We start from the raw sequence: 17,670 nt of genomic DNA, 5'->3' as shown, positions 1-17,670 counted from the left end.
GCTACGAGGTCCTTGGCCATTCGCCAAGGACCATCCTTCCTTGACGTGAAGCGAAAGAACCACAAATCAGAAAGTAGGGGGCAGCTTGATTCGATATCTCATTCGGAGAACCCTGGGCATTATTCCGATATTGGTGATTGTATCCGTCATATCATTCACCCTCATTCATTTGACCCCGTCAGATCCGATCCGAATTCTGTACGGGAATGAGCTTAGCAAGGCAACCTACGAGAAGTACAAGGAAATGGAAGGCTTTAACGATCCGCTTTACCTGCAATACGCGCATTATATGTGGGATATTGTTGCGCATGGCAGCTTCGGCAAGTCATATATCACGAAGACGGACGTATCGGGAGAAATCTGGGAACGTCTGAAGATGACCACCGCTTTAACTTTCACCGCAATGGCTTGGGCGGTTCTGCTCGGTCTGCTTGTCGGCATTATATCTGCCGTAAAGCGAAACTCCTTCTATGACCGGTTAGGTATGATCGCAGCTGTTACTTTTCTCAGTATCCCTGAGTTTTGGTTCGGCCTCGTGCTTATGGAGATTTTTGCCGTACAGCTTCGCTGGCTGCCTTCGGGCGGCGCGGGAGGCTTCTCGCATTTGCTGCTTCCATCGCTGACGCTTGGCATCGGCGTGGCTGCGGTCATTGCTCGATTCACGCGTTCCAGCATTCTCGAGGTCATGGGGGAGGATTATGTGCGCACCGCAAGAGCGAAAGGACAGCGGGAGAGCGTCATCATCGTTACGCATGTTCTCCGCAATGCGTTGATTCCCGTTGTCACCATGACGGGCTTACAGTTCGGCTTCTTGATCGGCGGCGCTTCTGTTGTAGAAAGCGTATTTAACTATCCAGGTCTCGGAGCTTTTATGATTGATTCGATAACGACGCGGGACTACCCGGTAGTCCAGGCTTTAATATTGTTGTTCTCCTTTCAGTTTCTCGTTGTGAATCTGCTCGTTGATATCAGCTACGGTTTGCTTAATCCGCAAATCCGTTATAAGTAAGGGGGATCGCAGGTGCACATCAATGGGGTTAAGCAGGTCTCTCCTATCCGCATGTTTCTGTATAAGTTCGGACGGCAGCGAGTAGCCGTCGCAGCAGGCGTATTGGTCGCTCTTATTGTGCTTGTAGGTATCTTCGGACCGTACTTCGTTCCTTTTGATCCGAATAAGCCGGTTGATGAGCAATATGCTGCGAAGGGCATTGCAAGACCGAATGTAAAACAGACCGATATTCAGGTTCTCGTTACGGATGCCAGCGGAAAGCAGGTTTCTGAGTCAGCGATTCCGGATCTGTCCTGGGAGAGCGAGCACATCGAAGTAGCGAAGGCTGCTGTCACATCGAAAGGTGTGAGTATTACAGCCGTGTCAAAAGGCGCGGCAACTATTGTGCTAAAGAGCGGTCAGGTGTCTTCTGTGCTGCAAGTTGGCGTCTCAAGCAGCGCGGCAGAACCAGTGCTCGCTTATCTTGAAGCCAAGCCAGAAGTGAAAGCGCTCGCAGTAGGTGACACCGGCGGCCTGGCCATAACCGGCGTTAAGACGAACGGAGACAAGCTCCCAGATAAGAAAGCTGTAGCGGCGTATGCGGAGGCGCATGCCGGCAAAGCAGAGCATTCGGATAACGGCTTTGTTACATCGACTGACTCGAAGAAAAGCACCTCTGCCTTGAGCTATGAGTCCCTCACGCCAGACATCTTGAAGATAACTGGAGATGGGACGGTGACCCCTCTTCGCGAAGGTTTGGGACTTGTGAAAGTAGCGGTAGGAAGTGTCTCTACAGTTGCGGTATTACCTGTAGGGGACGCTGCTCTGGTTGGTGAGTCCGATGCAATCGTCAGGCTTATCCCTTCCAAGCTCAGTATTCAACTGGAGGATGTTTATAAGCATCAACGACCGTCATCGCTGCATTGGTTCGGTACGGATCATGCGAACCGAGATATTTTCAGCCGCATTATCGCAGGTACGAGGCAAACGCTGATAATTGGCTTCGTATCCGTATTCATCGGTGCATTCTTCGGAATCACTTTCGGATTAATTGCCGGCTACTACGGACGCTTGCCGGATATGCTGATTTCGCGGGGTTCGGATATTCTGCTGTCGTTTCCGGGCATTCTGCTCGCCATCTTCGTTGTTGCTGTGGCGGGACCTGGTCTTCTCAATATTATATTGGCCGTTGCCACCTTTACGGTTCCGATTTTTACCCGTATTGTGCGCGGCAGCGTGCTATCTCTAAGAGAGATGACCTATGTAGAGGCTGCCCGTTCCATCGGCGTATCCGATTACTTCATTCTCGTCAGACATATATTCCCGGGGACAATTCCGGTCATTCTGATTTACCTGACCATGCGGGTAGGCAGCGCGATTCTGATTGGGGCCGGACTAAGCTACCTTGGGCTCGGCGGCGATGTAACAGCTCCGGAGTGGGGCTCGATGTTAAGCGCGGCGAAAAACAACAGTATGTCGGAGTTTTTCCCGGTCTTTTTCCCGGGAGCCGCGATCGTCGTCACCGTGCTGAGCTTCAATTTGCTTGGGGATGGTCTGCGGGATGCGCTTGATCCGAAACTTAAAGAATAGAGGAAGACGGCGATGAGCGAAAACTTACTAGAAGTGAAGGACTTGCGCGTCCATTTCAAAGCAAGCGGCGGCAGGGAAATTTCCGTTGTGAATGGCGTATCTTTCTCGATTAAGCCCGGGGAGACACTCGGCATCGTCGGAGAATCCGGCTGCGGTAAAAGCATTACCTCTCTATCCATTATGGGACTTGTCCCGTCACCGCCGGGCCGTATTGCGGGCGGAGAAATCATTTTCGGGGGAACGGACCTGCTTCGCATGAAGAAGAAACAGCTTCGTCACATTCGAGGCAATGAAATTTCGATGATTTTTCAAGAGCCCATGACGTCGCTTAATCCGGTCTTCAAGGTCGGCAAGCAGCTGGATGAAGCGATTCTCCTGCATACCGTCTTATCTTGGCAGGGCGCGAGGCAGCGCTCGATTGAGATGCTGCATACTGTGGGCATTGCTAACGCTGAGCGCGTGTATGAGAGCTATCCGTTTGAATTGTCAGGCGGTATGCGACAACGCGTCATGATTGCGATGGGGCTGGCTTGCGAGCCCAAACTGCTTATTGCGGATGAGCCGACAACCGCCCTGGATGTCACCATCCAGGCGCAAATTTTGGACTTAATGAAGGAATTGAAAGCAAAGACAGGTGCGGCGATCATGTTCATCACGCATGACTTGGGCGTAGTCGCCGAAATGTGCGATCGCGTCATTGTTATGTATGCGGGGGAGATTGTGGAGGAAGCGGAGGTGGATGTGCTGTTTAACGATCCCAAACATCCTTACACCCGTGGCCTTCTGCAGTCGATTCCCAATCTTGAGGAGAAGCGCCGCCGACTGTTCGCCATTCCCGGGCAAGTTCCTCCTGCCGGTTCCATTGTTGCCGGCTGTCGGTTCATCGACCGCTGCTCTCAAGCTGACGATCGCTGCCGCGAGGAGAATCCGCAATTAATTGAAGTTAAGCCTGACCATCGCTGCCGGTGCTTAATGGCCTTGAAGGAGGCGTAGAGATGACCCGTACATTGCTGAAGGTTTCAAATTTAAAGGTACATTTTCCGGTCAAAGACGGTCTGCTCCGGCAAGCCCATACATTCGTAAAGGCGGTCGATGATGTTTCGTTCTCCATTGAGGAAGGGGAGACCTTGGGCATCGTAGGGGAATCGGGCTGCGGCAAATCCACGACAGGCAGGGCCCTTCTGCGTCTGATTGAGCCCACGTCGGGTACCATTACATTCGCGGACAGCGATCTAATGGGATTAAATGCTGCAGAGATGCGCAAGCAACGTCAGCATATGCAGATGGTGTTTCAAGACCCCTATTCCTCGCTCAATCCAAGATTGACCGTGGAGCGGATTCTTCACGAGCCGCTGCACGCGCACCGCATCGGAACCAAGGAAGAACGGAAACGGCTCATTGCCGAGACGATGGAGCTATGCGGTCTTAGCCGAACTTACATGCAGCGGTATGCGCATGAATTCTCCGGTGGGCAGCGGCAGCGGATCTGTATTGCCCGAGCGCTCATTCTAAAGCCTAAGCTTATCGTTGCCGACGAGCCGGTGTCCGCGCTCGACGTTTCCATTCAATCGCAAATTCTCAATCTGATGCAGGACTTGCAGGATGAACTCAAGCTAACTTACCTGTTTATCTCTCACGATCTCGGCGTTGTGAAGCATCTGTGCAACCGTGTCGGCGTTATGTATCTCGGTCGCATGGCGGAAATCGCACCTGTGGACAGACTCTACGCGACTCCGCTCCATCCGTATACGCAGACGCTGCTATCGGCTATTCCAAGATCGAATCCCAGAATAAAGAGGGAGCGAATCATTCTGCGCGGCGACGTTCCTTCGCCTGCCAATCCGCCATCCGGGTGCGCATTCTCGACCCGTTGCCCACTGGCGGAGGAGCGTTGCCGGCGCGAACGTCCCGAGCTTAGGGAAGCAACGCCGGACCACTGGGTGGCCTGCCATTTGATTGAGGCGAATATGCTATGAGAATGACGACAAGAGGAGAGATACGGTTGGGACAGAAGCTGGTGGTCGTTAGACGAGGCGCATATATCGAGAGTGAACATACCGGGCACATCGCCGTAGTGGATGCCTTGGGGAAAATAATCTATACCGCAGGGGATCCAAGCAGGCTAACCTTCGCTAGATCGGCGCTGAAGCCGGTGCAAGCCATTCCGCTCGTTCAATCGGGCGCCGCTGAACGCTTCCTCATGAGCGGCAAGGAACTGGCCATCTGCTGCGGTTCGCACAACGGCGAACCGACCCATGTGCAGACCGTTAGCGTGCTGTTAGGGCGTTTGGGTTTGGAAGAGGAGCATCTGCAATGCGGCGCGCATGCTCCTTATCATGCGAAGAGCCACGCGGAGATGCTGGCTGCAGGCTTAGCTCCGCGGGGAATCCATAACAATTGCTCGGGCAAGCATGCCGGCATGCTTGCGCTGGCCCTTCATCTGCAAAGCGATATCGGCCGTTATCATGAAGCCGATCATCCCGTGCAGCAGCGGGTACTCGACACGCTGTGCGAGTTGACCGGCATTTATCCGGAAGAAACGGCTATCGCAATAGATGGCTGCGGTATTCCAACGTTCGGGCTTCCTCTTCAGAAACTCGCGCATATCTACGCCATGCTGGCGTCCCACGATGCAATCGTTCCGCATTCGCTTCGAAATGCCGTGCAATGTGTCAGTCAAGCCATGATGGAGTATCCGGATATGGTAGGAGGCACGGAGGTACTGTGCAGCGACTTAATGAACGCCTTGAAAGGGAGGATCATCGCCAAAGGAGGGGCCGAAGGCGTCTATTGCATCGGATCGTTGGAACATGGAATTGGCATCGCCATAAAAATCAACGATGGCAATGCACGGGCTGCCTATCCTGTGGCGCTTGAAACACTAGCCCAGCTCGGAATTCTGGACGAGAATACTAAGGAGGAACTGCTCCACTATCACTTTCCGGACATCTATAACAGGCGGCATGAGAAAGTCGGCAGCATCGAGCCGGTTTTTAAGATCGAAGCCGTCCCCGGTCTCATATAAAAAACAGAAGAACCTGTACGTGGATACTATCCGCTGTACAGGTTCTTCTCTTCTTTGGTCTCTAGTTGGCGGGCTTCAAGTTGACGAGCTCAATGGATTGGCCGTTCTTGGTCCATGCACGCGAGGAACTGAAATCGATTCGGTCGCCTTCGCTCAGCACATACGCAGATACAACATCTTCCTGCACATTATTTAAGGCAAGCATTGGATTAGGAAGAACCATGACGTGATGTTGCCCGTATACGGAGCCAAACGCGCCTTGAATATGAATGACCGTATTCTCATCTATTCCTATGCCATAATTGGTCATTAAGCATTCGACCGCAACAGCCAACCGCCCTTCACGCCTGCGCTGACTAAAGTGAGTATCAACGCAAGCATTCAAATGTGCCAGGAAACCGAACCCTTGCGTGAAACCCCCGTTATTCGGGTCACTCGGATCATGAAGAGAAATATCCGATATAGACTTCTCAATCAATTTCCTGCTTGACCGATACCCATCGCTGTTGCCTTCTCCATACGTGAACGTGCCTTGAATGGCTGCGCCTGCGCTGGAACCGGCAACGACGCCTCCTCTGCTGAATACTTCGCGAACCGAAGCCAGCAGAGGCGAATCGCTGCCATCGTCACGAAGCAAACAACGCGCGTGTTTGGCTTGATCGCCTCCATTAAACCAGACGGCCGAAACGCCTTTGACGAGGTCTGCAAGGCCGGCATCATAGGCCGCTTCTTCGTAGACATCAATAGCAACTGGAATCCATATGGGATAAAAACCATAATGACGGAAAAGCTTCTGATACCCCCAGAACTCTCCATCATCCTCATAGTAAGCTTGCCCAGCCTGAGCGATATTCTCGGCGGCTGAGCATATGACCGCAATAGTCGGAGTTCCCCTGCCGGCAGCGCGATGGAGTGCTTGCCATATCTTCTCGTTATGGGCTGACAGGGAGCCGCCGCCGAGGAATATGGATCCTTGACTCATTCCGATAACCTCCGTTTCGCAAATTATTCTTGTTCCTTCCTTTGCGCGAATTCAGCCCTGACCCCACTCATCAGATTGAGGTCGCTTAATAGATCATAGCCGGTATAGGCGAGTGCCTTCGCGCCTATAAGCAGCGCTTGACGGCCGCGTTCATCGCCCGATGCGTCCCGAAAGCCGATGGTATGCCCGCCATGGTTGCAGTCTGGAATGCGAATATAGGGATGTATGGCAGCAGTCCGGTGGCTGACGTTTCCCATGTCGATAGAACCGTGATCAAGCCCGCTCTTGATCGCATTAGGCTCGACGCCAAGCTGAATCAAATTAGCCGTAAAAATATCAGATAGCGCCGTATTCGTTATCAGATTCTCATAACCGAGTTCGTAATTCGAAATCTCCAATCGGCAACCTGTAGCCAGAGCGGCCGCTTCCGCGCAGGCCTTCACTTTCTTCACGACATCGCCAAGCGTCGCGCTGCTCCGCGAACGTACATAGAATTGGGCTTGGCCGCGGTCTGGAACGACATTCGCGGCGACCCCGCCTCTTGTAATAATACCGTGAACGCGAACGTCTGCAGGAAGATGCTGCCGCAATGCATTTATGGCATTGAAGGACTGAATGACGCCGTCAAGTGCATTGATTCCGTGCTGGGGACTTGAAGCAGCATGGGCCGTCCGCCCGAAGAAATCAAATTGCAGCGCCTCCATGGCCATAGATACGCCGCTCCTCTCATAATGCTGGGAAGGGTGAGCCATGAGTGCAGCATCGACATCATCGAAATAACCCAGCTCGGCCATGGTAACTTTGCCGCCGCTGGTCTCTTCCGCAGGCGTGCCGAATAGGATGACCGTGCCGCCCAGCTCTTCCGCTGCCATTCGCAGTGAGATAGCGGCTGCCAAGCTCATGACCCCTATCAAGTTATGTCCGCATGCGTGACCGATCTCGGGAAGGGCATCGTATTCCGCGAGATAGGCAATGACGGGACCCGGCTTTCCTGAATCGTAAACGGCTCGGAATGCGGTAGGCAGTCCGGCTGTTCCTTGTTCGACTTTGAATCCGTACTGTTCGGTGACGGATACCAGAAGCGCTGATGCCTGAAATTCTTCATGGCCCAGTTCGGGGCGGCTCCATATATAGTCGGAGCAATGAAACCACTCTTCGCGTTTGGCGTCGATGAACGAGGCCAATTGTTCTTTAGCCATCTAATTACCTTCTTTCAAGTAGACATATGATGCTATGTTTATGTGCTATAACTGAATAAGCAAGAAGCATGCCATAACATGAAATTTGCAGGACAGTTTGTCCATTTATTGCTAAATCGCGATTTTCGTAATCTTCCTGCATGCATTGGCATGGATTTTGCTTGATAGAATACAACGAATGAGCTTGAAATCAGCTGTGGCTAATTGAATCCAGCAGGAATTAGGCATGGTCTTTGTCGAAAAATGCAGGGATGAAGGAAGGTGACTCCATGAATCAAAGCTTGCGCGCTCATCAAACACAGCATATGAAGCTAGCTATGACCACCCAGTTAAAGCAATCCATTCATATTCTCAAGCTTTCCGGCCATGAGCTGCTTGATTATCTCCAGGAGCAATCGCGGGAAAACCCGGCCCTTGAATTCGAGGCATGGGAGATTCCTCATGGAGGGGAAAGAAAACGATTATCGGACTCATCCGTTAATTGGGATCCTATTCTGAATCTTAAAGCGCCTGAACAATCGCTTGAGCAATCGCTTATTGAGCAATTAAGATTAAGCAGCCTACCTTGCGGAGTAAGAAGAATAGCTGAATATTTGGCCGGGAATCTTGATGAGAACGGTTATTTGACGCTCGATGCAGAGGAGGCATGCATTGAACTTGGTTATAAGAGAGAGCTTGCCGAAGCGGCGGTGAACGCATTGCAAGCAATGGATCCTCCTGGCGTTGGAGCGCGTAGTCTAAGGGAATGTCTATTAGCCCAGATCGGCAGGAATCCTGCAGTGCCGAAGCATGCGGCGCAGCTTGCGGCGGCTTATCTGCCGCTGCTTGCTCAAGGGAGGCTGAAAGAGATCGCTCACAGAATGAAGCAACCAATAGATGCCGTAAGAGAAGCAGCAGTCTTCTTGAAGACACTGGATCCGCGTCCGGGCCTTGCTTACCAGCCTGTAAACGAGAAGGATTTCGTCATGCCGGAGGCTATCCTGCACAAAGAAGAAGAGGGATATGTCCTTACAATGACTGCTTTCTGCGCGCCAAAGATAACGATTCATCCTAAATATGCAACTTGGATGAAAGAGTTGCCTGGCGAGGCAGGAGAGTATCTGAGGGAGAAGGTTAAAGCGGCATCGTGGGTTATTCGATGCGTCGAGCAGCGAAGATTGACCATAACAAGAGTCATTCAAAGCGTTATGGAAGTGCAGCACGAGTTCTTGCTCTTCGGACCGAGTGCTCTGAAGCCGCTCGTGCTGCGAAACATAGCCGATCAGCTTGGTATGCATGAATCAACCATAAGCCGAGCCATTCAGGGCAAGTATATACAGACCCCGCATGGCGTATTCGAGCTTAAGTATTTCTTCTCTGCCGGGCTGCAGACGGATAGCGGAGAGCTGACTTCCATTACGAGCGCAAAGTATCGGATCAAGCAGCTTATCGGAGAAGAGAATAAATCCCGTCCATACTCCGATCAACAACTAGCGGAATGCCTGGGAGGAGAGGGGATCGCGATTTCAAGGCGAACAATTGCCAAATACCGCGAGGAAATGGGCATTCCGGCATCGGGCTTCCGGAGAGGGCTGCGATAGGGAATTACGAGTTTGGGAAATATAATATAGACAGCAAAAATACCTCCCATTACGAAGGAGCTGCCGTGGCAGCTCCTTATTCTCAGTTCTAGAAGGATGCCGTAGGCATGAATCATAACCACTTTATAACTAGAATAAGATAGACTATTGGACAACTATGGGGGAGGTATGAGCATTGGCGACGGCTATCATCGTATTTTTGGCAGTCTATGGTTTATATTCTCTGTCAGGTATCTTGTTTCCAACGGATATATCTTACTATGACACTCTTAGAAAACCGAGCTGGAATCCACCGAGAAAATGGTTTGGGATTGTCTGGGGAATCCTATATGCGCTGATAGCCCTTTCCATTACAATTGTGTTTATGAAGACATCCTGTTTTGAAGAAGTCTCGCCGTTTTATCTCATTATTCTGATTATCAATTATATGGCAAATCAAGCATTTTCTTATTTATTCTTTAAAATAAAAAATCTTAATTTAGCCTTATTAGATACATTCATAGTCACGATTTCGACATTCCTTCTTATTTACGCAACCATTCCTTATTCTAAATTGGCTGCTTGGCTCTTGGTTCCGTATTTAATTTGGTCCTGCTTTGCAACTTTGTTAGCTTGGACAATTGCCAAGTCAAATTAATAATGTATCAGAAAACATTTCCAAGGCATCAAGCTGATGCTGTACTTGCCTTCCGGCGGACCGGCAGACGACGCGCAGGCGCGTACCGCTCTCGGGTATAGCGATTCGAACGTATCGCAGGCATTCCAAGCTAAATGGGAAGCGGTCACTCAGGAATGGTCGGATCGTTATGGCAGCAAAATTGCCGGTTGGTGGTTCGATGGTGTATATACGCCGAGCGCTTACAGCAATTACAGTCAGGCGCACAACTTTAACACGTTCGCGTCTGCAGCCAAGCACGGCAATGCGGATGCGATCGTCGCATTTAATCAAGGACTCATGTTCAACAAGCTTTCCGACGCCCAGGATTATACGGCGGGAGAGCAAGGGGACTTTGTTCAGCTTCCCGATGCGGGATGGAAAGATGGTATCCAGTGGCAAGCGCTCTCCTATCTCGGTAACCGCTGGAACGATAACGCTAATCCGGGAACACCGCGCTATTCCAACTGATTTAGAACTTATATTGTACACACAGTTAGTGACGGAGCATTTTCGATTGGCGAAGAAAGCACTGGATGATTTTCTTGATTTTCTAAAGAAGAACTATTGAACTAACAGGCACGATAGTCCAACACACCAGGCTGTCGGCGCGAACCGGCAGCCTATTTAACTTCAATTGCCCTAAGTGTGATATTCACGCATTAGAGGTTGTTGACGTTGACTCCCGTTAAATCCATTGGACTTTGAAAGGTATTTGATATGCTCTCATTGTAAGGCGAAAGTGGTTATGAGAATGAGGCGAGCTGAGTGTTAAGTTAACAGGTACCATAGCCCCATAGCCCAACGAAGAACAGGCTGCCGTTTAATCGGTGGCCTATTCCGCTAACGGGCAGAATAACGTAAAGAAAGTAGAAGTAACCCTATGCTGGAAGGAGAGAGATGATGGATATTTCAGTTGATAAATTAAGTGCGAATCCAATGATACGTTATGTGCCAAGAATGTCTGAACTTCAAAAAATCTGCGATGCATTTCAAATTGGTGAGTTAGTGAATATAGACGGTGAATTAGGAGGGCTATTCAATGTTAATTTAAAAATCACCACTAAATCAGGGCAGTATGTAGTACGAGTGCATTCTGGTTTAAGTCGTCAAAACCACATTGATGCTGAAGCAGTATTGTTACGTAAATTAACGAAATGTGGGGTTCCTGCATTAGTGCCTTTATATACAAAAACGAACGGTAATTTCTTATCACTACATAGCCGTTTTCTGCAAGTTACTCCATTCATTAAAGGCATATTATTTGAATACTCCAAAGAACAAGCTTATGAATGTGGAAAAATGTTGCGAAAATTGCATGATACTTTAATGGATGAAGAAGAAGTGCCTATTCCATTTTGGTCAAACTATCCATCCCATACAATACTGCAAGAAGGTATGGAAAAAATGAAACTTGAACAAGGGCATATGCATGATTCTTTGATGATAAATGATGTTGACTACCTTTATCAAAAAGTGATGGAAAGTTGGATGCCTAAAGAGGATGAGTTAATAAAAACGATTATTCATGCTGACTGGCATCCGTGGAATGTTTTATTTGATGAAAATTCAAAAATCAAGTTTGTTCTAGATTTTGACTTTCTCCAGAAAGGTGAGCGTATCCACGATGTTGCTTACTTTCTTTGGTCAATTCGGGATTTTGAAAGTTATAAAGAACTAGGACGGAGCTTTTTAAATGGTTACGCCCCGTTATCATCAGTAGAAATTGAAATGTTGCCCATTGCTATTGCAAGGGCTAGTCTATTTTTTATATGTACTGCTTCGTTCGTCTCAGACCCAGTTCAGGAACTAAAACAACAAATGAAAACACAGAAACCTTACATTGAATGGCTATTGACCAACGAAGGAATGTTAAGTGTTAAGGATTTATTCAACTCCCTCGAAATAATTCAGTTTCCTCACTCAGACTCATGAATTCGCAGGATCTCATCCAGTAGTTAGAGGGGGAGAAGGGGATGGGAGAGTAGCCGGCGGCTGGGAATTGTGAATTGGGCATGCGGGAATAAAGGTGAATCGCTTATCACCCATATTGTTCCATATGTGCACGTCTCCACTTCGCCCTAGCGATTCTCACTCCCATGTCTCAACGGGTCATAGCCCTTTCATTCCTTCGTCACATCTAACTACGGGGTGGAGGTCGGTCTTTCTAACGGAACGGGTCCGAGCCCTTTTGTTGAACATATCCCGATACTCCGAGCTACTTGTCATCCTGCGAATGCTTGAGCTGGTGAGGATCGTTCGATCTTAAGCTGCCAGCCGGAAAACTCGAGTTGAATCGTAGGTCTCGTTGCTCTTTGCCAAGCTGACTAGCAAACGAGCTACTTTACTGCAAAGTTTCATGATGGACTTCATTTTCTTCAATTTCTTGTCTTCTACGTTATGACGGTGCAAAGCCCGTATTTCCGGGTTTGTCATGACCATGCACATTTGCTTTTCCACCATATCCAGCATTAACGGCAGCAGGCAGCACTCTTTGATCATCACAAGTTCTTCTGGCGTTGAGATCACATATATCACCTCTGTGGTAGTATATGCGAACATTTGTTCTTTATCAACTGATTAACGAAATAAAGGTGTCTTACCAGAAGAGAGGGCGTTACTTACTCGAAAAACCACCCTATATGAGGTGGTTTTCTTTTCAATTCAGCCTGTTTGTAGTTGAAGTATCGTAAAGCTTGATATCATACATGACAAGAACTTTATCTTGAACAGTGAAAACACCATCTTCATATGCGAAGATGGTTGTCATCCGAATATTTCACGGACTTACTTCAGAAAAACTAAGTTTTCTCATTTAGTTTTTGCTGCTTGATGAAGTCTTTCATTTAATTATCGACTGCGGCTAACCATTCCCCATCAATCTTAAAGCTCCTTAGCTCCTGATACACACTCGACTACGCCTCAGCGGTCAGATCCTCAAACGGATTGATCATCTTCACAAGGATCGATACTTTGTGATGCATCGTAGCACCAAAAGCAGAGGATATATCGAGCCATGCAGCCTTTTCAACCATGCATGGCTCTCGTTGTGAAGACAGTTGACGCATACGACGAAGGTACCTTTAGGCCCGATCCGCGGTGTACCGCCATTAGTCTACTTAGAGGGGAGCAACAGTTAAAAACACTGAGTCAGAAGCCAGACTAACCATAATCTTATTTAGGGTGAGTTGAACCATAAAAAAATAAGCAGGTCGATTTTAAATAATGATCATTTTTAGTTGAGGTGACTTTATCATCATCATGTGACTTGATGGTAATTCCTTTATCAAGAAGCTCCCCTTGCAGCCCTACGTCAACTGGTCGTGTGAAAATCCTCATTCTTTCGAAATCCGAATGAGTAATAATTGGTCGAAGTTTAGGCATAGTTCCTCCAAAGATGTAATAAGATCCAATTTACATTATTCAGGTAGCTAACTCAACTACGTGGTAGTTCATTGAACGACGGTAAACACTTGTATAAAAACATAATATACAGATTAAACCTCCTAAATAATGCGAAGCTAATAATAATTAGACCTTGGGAGGTTTTACTATGAAGATGAGTGAATTATGGTTGTTGTATGAGGCAAATAAGCGTATTTTGGGCTTCAGTCCATATACGTTGGAGGCATATTCACTAAATATTGAGGACATAAACTGGGATAACTGCTCTGCAGTTGTGAACGGGAAAGGTTCTAAACAACGAGAAGTGTATTTTACAACGGAATGCAAAATCTGGCTAAAGAGATATGTCAAGGACCGTGAGGATTCCTGTAAAGCGCTCTTTGTAACGAAGAGTTTTCCTATTCGCCGTATGTCGATCTCGACGATCCGTTATGAACTTAAGCAATTAGCTGCTCGAAGTCAAGTGAATGCGAATGTATACCCACACAGGTTTCGTCATACATATGCTTGTCACTTGTTGGATAATGGCGCTCCCCTAGAGTTTATTCAGGGAATGTTAGGTCACGATAAAGCTTCAACAACACAGATTTATGCCCAATTACGGGGAGAACGTCGGAGAGAACTATATCGGCGTTACTTTTAAGGTGCTCTAATCCCCTGTTGACTAATAGGGAGGTGAATCATGTGGTAGTTTGCGAAATACAACCGCTCCTGACGGATACTGAAATTTTGCAGTTTAATAATTATAGAAAATCACTTAAATGAACATTGTATTGGAAGCATAAGTTTGCCTTTTTAATTTGTAAGCATAAGCCTGCCAATGAGGCAAACTTATGATTTAAGTAACAAACTAGGGGTTAAGTAAATTAAGTGGTGCGTTGATCGCATGAAGTTGAAGCCAGAAAGAAAAGCGGTAGAGAATTTTCTTTCTGAGGGGAGGATCTGCCACTATTAGCCTGCGCGATAGAAATTTAGGAATGCGTTTGCCCATCTTTGGTTCTCTCAGTGTAATTTCAAGCATTAAGAGGTGTACATATAGGTTTAAGGTGTACTCTCCAATTCCTCCAAACTCGCTATCTGGTTTAACTGATACGTCAAGGACCGTGAGGATTCATGTAAAGTGCTCATTGTTACGAAGAGTTATCCTGCTCGCCGTATGTCGAAACTGACGAACCGTTACGAACGTAAGCAATCAGTTGCTCGAAGTAAAGGGGAAGCGGATGTATACCCCACAACGGTTTCGATATACTTATGCTTTTCATCTGTTGGATAATAGCGCGCCGTTGGAATTTATACAAGGAATACATCCATGTTGGAGGAATAGAGAAAACGGATTGCACCATTAGCTGACATCGGGTTGAAACCATAACATCAAACGGTTTAAGCCAGCAGCAGCCGAGCAGCCCTCCGAATAACGGGGGGCTTCTTCGATTGTTCACGCACGCGCTCCTTCACGAAAATGGCATGGATAGGATATAATTGGATAGTCGCCCGTCCATTTTATTTCATTATTTAGCGAAAGGTAGGTATGTCGTCATGAAATTCAGCGAGTACCGGTACGAACGCCCGGATGTGGCTTTATTCGAGGCGAAGTTCAAGGAAGAGTTGACGAAGTTTCAGTCAGCCGTGAGCTATGAAGAACAGGATCTGGTAATGGCTGAGATCAACAAGCTGCGCAGCGAGTTCGACACTCAGCAGCAATTGGCGAGCATTCGGCACTCCATTGACACGAACGATGACTTCTATAAAGCGGAGCAGGACTTCTTCGATGAGAACGGTCCGATCGTCCAGGAATACATAACCGATTACTACCGTGCGCTGGTCGATTCGAAGTTTCGTGCACAGCTGGAGCAGAAGTGGGGCAAGCAGCTGTTCTCCCTCGCCGAGCTTGCGCTGAAGACGTTCAGCCCGGACATTATTGAAGATTTGCAACTTGAGAACAAGCTGTCTACGGAATATTCGAAGCTCATCGCTTCTGCGAAAATCATGTTCGAAGGCGAAGAGCGCACGCTCTCGCAGCTCGGTCCATTCCAGCAGTCGACAAACCGTGATATGCGGAAAAGGGCGCTTGAAGCATCCTCTGGCTTCATGGCGGAGAACGAAGCGAACTTCGACCGCATCTATGACGAGCTCGTGAAGGTGCGCACGAATATCGCGAAGAAGCTTGGCTTCAAGAACTTTGTTGAGCTTGGTTACGCGCGCATGAGCCGTACCGACTACAATGCGGAGATGGTCGTTAACTTCCGTAAGCAGGTGCTCGAGAATATCGTGCCTGCGGCAACGAAGCTGCGTCAGCGTCAGCAGAACCGGATCGGCGTAGATGAGCTGCGCTATTATGATGAGAATTTCAGCTTCAAGAGCGGCAATGCGAAACCGAAGGGCGATCCGGATTGGATCGTAGCGGGCGGAGCGAAGATGTACGCCGAGCTGTCGCCGGAGACGGATGCATTCTTCCGTTTCATGCAGGACAATGGCCTGATGGACCTGGTGAGCAAGAAGGGTAAGCAGGGTGGGGGCTATTGCACGTACATTAGCGAGTATGGCGCACCGTTTATTTTCTCCAACTTCAACGGTACTTCAGGCGATATTGATGTATTGACGCATGAAGCGGGCCATGCTTTCCAAGTGTACGAGAGCCGCAGCTTCGCGGTGCCGGAGTACAGCTTCCCGACCTATGAGGCGTGCGAGATCCATTCCATGAGCATGGAGTTCTTCACATGGCCGTGGATGAACCTGTTCTTCGAGGAGGATGCGGACAAATACCGCTTCGAGCACCTCGGCAGCGGCTTGCTGTTCATTCCGTACGGCGTGACAGTCGATGAATTCCAGCATTTTGTCTATGAGAACCCGGATGCGACGCCAACAGAGCGGAAGCAAGCATGGCGCGACATCGAGCGCAAGTACTTGCCGCACCGCGACTATGCGGACAACGAGTACTTAGAGCGCGGCGGTTTCTGGCATAAGCAGGGCCATATCTTTGGCTCGCCGTTCTACTACATCGACTACACGCTTGCGCAAATCTGCGCGTTCCAGTTCTGGAAGCAGATGAACGAGGATCGCACAGCGGCGTGGGATGCTTACGTGAACCTATGCCGACAAGGCGGCAGCCTTTCCTTCACGGAGCTCGTGAAGGTGGCGGGTCTTATCTCGCCGTTCGAAGACGGCTGCGTGTCGTCGGTCATCGGAAGCATCGAGGGCTGGCTGGACAGCGTGGATGATACGGCGCTCTAAGGCGCTGCGCGGTTCATACTAACCTATTCATATTGCACAACGCAGAGCAAGCAGATGCTCTTCTCCGTGAAGGAGGGGAGGTCTGCTTGTTTTATTTTGGCGAGTCTTCAATTCGATTAATGAAAGCCGTCGCTGCAGCCGTCATGGCCCGGCTGCTCATCGTGGCAACTCCAATCTCGCCTTCGGGCAAGGGCGCAAGCGTCTTCAGCTCCAATAATGCTCCAGCTTCAATGAGAGTGCTGACAGACGGATGAGGGACGAACGCTGCTCCATAGCCTCGTCTAGCAAATTCAATCAGTAGATCAATGCTGTTTAATTCGATATCGCTATTCGCTGTAAACCCTTGACTAGTGAACCACTGCTCTACGATTCGCCTTGTCGCACTGCTTGGCGATAGCATGAGGAGCGGCAGCTTGAGCAGATCTTCCGTCGATACCGGCGCTTCAAGAAACGATTGGAACGCATTGCTCACAACAAAACAGTTGCGGATGGCAGCAAGTGGCCTGATCTCAATCTCGGGATCATGGACCGGGAGATGAACAAATGCGATTTCTAGTGTTCGATTCTTAAGCTGATTCACAAGCTCCTTCGATTGCTCCGCAACTAAGCGTATACGAACCTCTGGGAAATCGGCATGGAATTGATCCAGAGCCGGAAGAACCTTCTCTTTCAATATCGTACCGCTCGCGCCGATGCGAAGCAGCCCGGACTTGAACTGCTTCACAAGCTGCAGCTCATTCTCGCCTTGATCGAATTGGGAGAACGCTCGATCTATATATGCCAGCAGAAGCGTTCCTTCATAGGTTAGCTTCACGCCTTTGGACATTCGATCGAACAAAACAACGTTCAGCGCTTCTTCTAACTGTTTGATGGCATAGCTGGCTGAAGGCTGCGTAATGTGCAGCTTCTGTGCGGCCTTTGTTACATTGCCGAATTGAGCTGCGTACAGGAAGATGCGGTACCACTCTGTATTAATCATCGTTGACATAGTTCCTCTCTATGACAAAGCTCGGAT

The 17,670-nt window shown here is 48.9% G+C and carries 15 protein-coding genes; 11 read left to right on the top strand and 4 right to left on the bottom strand.

Features of this window, described 5'->3' with window-relative positions:
- Positions 1–85 precede the first annotated feature (85 nt).
- Genes AC0LWF_RS22930 through AC0LWF_RS22910 form a run of 5 tightly spaced genes read left to right on the top strand, consistent with a single transcriptional unit; the run spans position 86 to position 5,603 of the window.
- Entirely contained in the window at positions 86–1,009 is a 924-nt protein-coding gene (locus tag AC0LWF_RS22930) for an ABC transporter permease (protein WP_474653858.1), read from the top strand.
- Between the two features lie 12 nt (positions 1,010–1,021).
- Positions 1,022–2,578: an ABC transporter permease gene (locus tag AC0LWF_RS22925; RefSeq protein WP_474653857.1), complete on the top strand. Its 1,557-nt coding sequence runs from the start codon at positions 1,022–1,024 to the stop codon at positions 2,576–2,578.
- A 12-nt stretch (positions 2,579–2,590) separates the two neighbouring features.
- Positions 2,591–3,571 (top strand): ABC transporter ATP-binding protein, encoded by a 981-nt coding sequence (locus AC0LWF_RS22920; RefSeq protein ID WP_474653856.1) that lies wholly within the window; start codon positions 2,591–2,593, stop codon positions 3,569–3,571.
- A 2-nt stretch (positions 3,572–3,573) separates the two neighbouring features.
- Complete coding sequence (locus AC0LWF_RS22915) at positions 3,574–4,554, top strand: ABC transporter ATP-binding protein (protein ID WP_474653855.1); 981 nt, start codon at positions 3,574–3,576, stop codon at positions 4,552–4,554.
- 26 nt (positions 4,555–4,580) lie between these two features.
- Positions 4,581–5,603, top strand: coding sequence for an asparaginase (locus AC0LWF_RS22910; protein WP_474653854.1), 1,023 nt, complete (start codon positions 4,581–4,583; stop codon positions 5,601–5,603).
- 61 nt (positions 5,604–5,664) lie between these two features.
- Here the strand turns inward: AC0LWF_RS22910 and AC0LWF_RS22905 are convergent, their stop codons facing one another.
- Both AC0LWF_RS22905 and AC0LWF_RS22900 read right to left on the bottom strand, forming a co-directional pair.
- Positions 5,665–6,585 carry a cyanophycinase gene (locus AC0LWF_RS22905; RefSeq protein WP_474653853.1) on the bottom strand — a complete coding sequence of 307 codons (921 nt, stop codon included), beginning with the start codon at positions 6,583–6,585 and terminating at the stop codon, positions 5,665–5,667.
- A 23-nt stretch (positions 6,586–6,608) separates the two neighbouring features.
- Positions 6,609–7,784 (bottom strand): M20 family metallopeptidase, encoded by a 1,176-nt coding sequence (locus AC0LWF_RS22900; RefSeq protein WP_474653852.1) that lies wholly within the window; start codon positions 7,782–7,784, stop codon positions 6,609–6,611.
- A 269-nt stretch (positions 7,785–8,053) separates the two neighbouring features.
- On the opposite strand from AC0LWF_RS22900, the gene rpoN reads away from it, so the two are divergent.
- The 4 genes from rpoN (at position 8,054) to AC0LWF_RS22880 (ending at position 11,954) form a co-directional block, all read left to right on the top strand.
- Positions 8,054–9,364 carry an RNA polymerase factor sigma-54 gene (gene rpoN / locus AC0LWF_RS22895; protein ID WP_474653851.1) on the top strand — a complete coding sequence of 437 codons (1,311 nt, stop codon included), beginning with the start codon at positions 8,054–8,056 and terminating at the stop codon, positions 9,362–9,364.
- A 175-nt stretch (positions 9,365–9,539) separates the two neighbouring features.
- On the top strand, positions 9,540–10,001 hold the full coding sequence (locus AC0LWF_RS22890) for a TspO/MBR family protein (RefSeq protein ID WP_474653850.1): 462 nt from the start codon (positions 9,540–9,542) through the stop codon (positions 9,999–10,001).
- A 36-nt stretch (positions 10,002–10,037) separates the two neighbouring features.
- Positions 10,038–10,490, top strand: a complete 453-nt coding sequence (locus AC0LWF_RS22885; protein ID WP_474653849.1) for a hypothetical protein — start codon at positions 10,038–10,040, stop codon at positions 10,488–10,490.
- 429 nt (positions 10,491–10,919) lie between these two features.
- Positions 10,920–11,954: a phosphotransferase enzyme family protein gene (locus AC0LWF_RS22880; RefSeq protein WP_474653848.1), complete on the top strand. Its 1,035-nt coding sequence runs from the start codon at positions 10,920–10,922 to the stop codon at positions 11,952–11,954.
- 330 nt (positions 11,955–12,284) lie between these two features.
- Here AC0LWF_RS22880 and AC0LWF_RS22875 read toward each other — a convergent pair whose 3' ends face one another.
- Positions 12,285–12,548 carry a hypothetical protein gene (locus AC0LWF_RS22875; RefSeq protein WP_474653847.1) on the bottom strand — a complete coding sequence of 88 codons (264 nt, stop codon included), beginning with the start codon at positions 12,546–12,548 and terminating at the stop codon, positions 12,285–12,287.
- Between the two features lie 1,024 nt (positions 12,549–13,572).
- On the opposite strand from AC0LWF_RS22875, the gene AC0LWF_RS22870 reads away from it, so the two are divergent.
- Positions 13,573–14,067 carry a tyrosine-type recombinase/integrase gene (locus AC0LWF_RS22870; RefSeq protein ID WP_474653846.1) on the top strand — a complete coding sequence of 165 codons (495 nt, stop codon included), beginning with the start codon at positions 13,573–13,575 and terminating at the stop codon, positions 14,065–14,067.
- An 893-nt stretch (positions 14,068–14,960) separates the two neighbouring features.
- The gene (locus tag AC0LWF_RS22865) at positions 14,961–16,655 is read left to right on the top strand and encodes a M3 family oligoendopeptidase (protein WP_474653845.1); all 1,695 of its coding nucleotides are present in this window, start codon (positions 14,961–14,963) and stop codon (positions 16,653–16,655) included.
- Positions 16,656–16,746: 91 nt separating this feature from the next.
- Here the strand turns inward: AC0LWF_RS22865 and AC0LWF_RS22860 are convergent, their stop codons facing one another.
- A complete protein-coding gene (locus AC0LWF_RS22860; RefSeq protein WP_474653844.1) occupies positions 16,747–17,634 on the bottom strand; it encodes a LysR family transcriptional regulator in 888 nt (295 codons plus the stop codon).
- Positions 17,635–17,670 lie beyond the last annotated feature (36 nt).

The sequence above is a fragment of the Paenibacillus sp. sgz302114 genome, assembly GCF_056120345.1.
Note: the sequence above shows the minus strand (reverse complement) of the source record. Positions and strands in the feature narration are given on the sequence as shown.

Coding starts and splice junctions, on each gene's coding strand:
- AC0LWF_RS22900 (WP_474653852.1), bottom strand. CDS start 7,784: ATGGCTAAAGAACAATTGGCCTCGTTCATCGACGCCAAACGCGAAGAG.
- AC0LWF_RS22915 (WP_474653855.1), top strand. CDS start 3,574: ATGACCCGTACATTGCTGAAGGTTTCAAATTTAAAGGTACATTTTCCG.
- AC0LWF_RS22865 (WP_474653845.1), top strand. CDS start 14,961: ATGAAATTCAGCGAGTACCGGTACGAACGCCCGGATGTGGCTTTATTC.
- AC0LWF_RS22860 (WP_474653844.1), bottom strand. CDS start 17,634: ATGATTAATACAGAGTGGTACCGCATCTTCCTGTACGCAGCTCAATTC.
- rpoN (WP_474653851.1), top strand. CDS start 8,054: ATGAATCAAAGCTTGCGCGCTCATCAAACACAGCATATGAAGCTAGCT.
- AC0LWF_RS22920 (WP_474653856.1), top strand. CDS start 2,591: ATGAGCGAAAACTTACTAGAAGTGAAGGACTTGCGCGTCCATTTCAAA.
- AC0LWF_RS22885 (WP_474653849.1), top strand. CDS start 10,038: ATGCTGTACTTGCCTTCCGGCGGACCGGCAGACGACGCGCAGGCGCGT.
- AC0LWF_RS22905 (WP_474653853.1), bottom strand. CDS start 6,585: ATGAGTCAAGGATCCATATTCCTCGGCGGCGGCTCCCTGTCAGCCCAT.
- AC0LWF_RS22870 (WP_474653846.1), top strand. CDS start 13,573: ATGAAGATGAGTGAATTATGGTTGTTGTATGAGGCAAATAAGCGTATT.
- AC0LWF_RS22880 (WP_474653848.1), top strand. CDS start 10,920: ATGATGGATATTTCAGTTGATAAATTAAGTGCGAATCCAATGATACGT.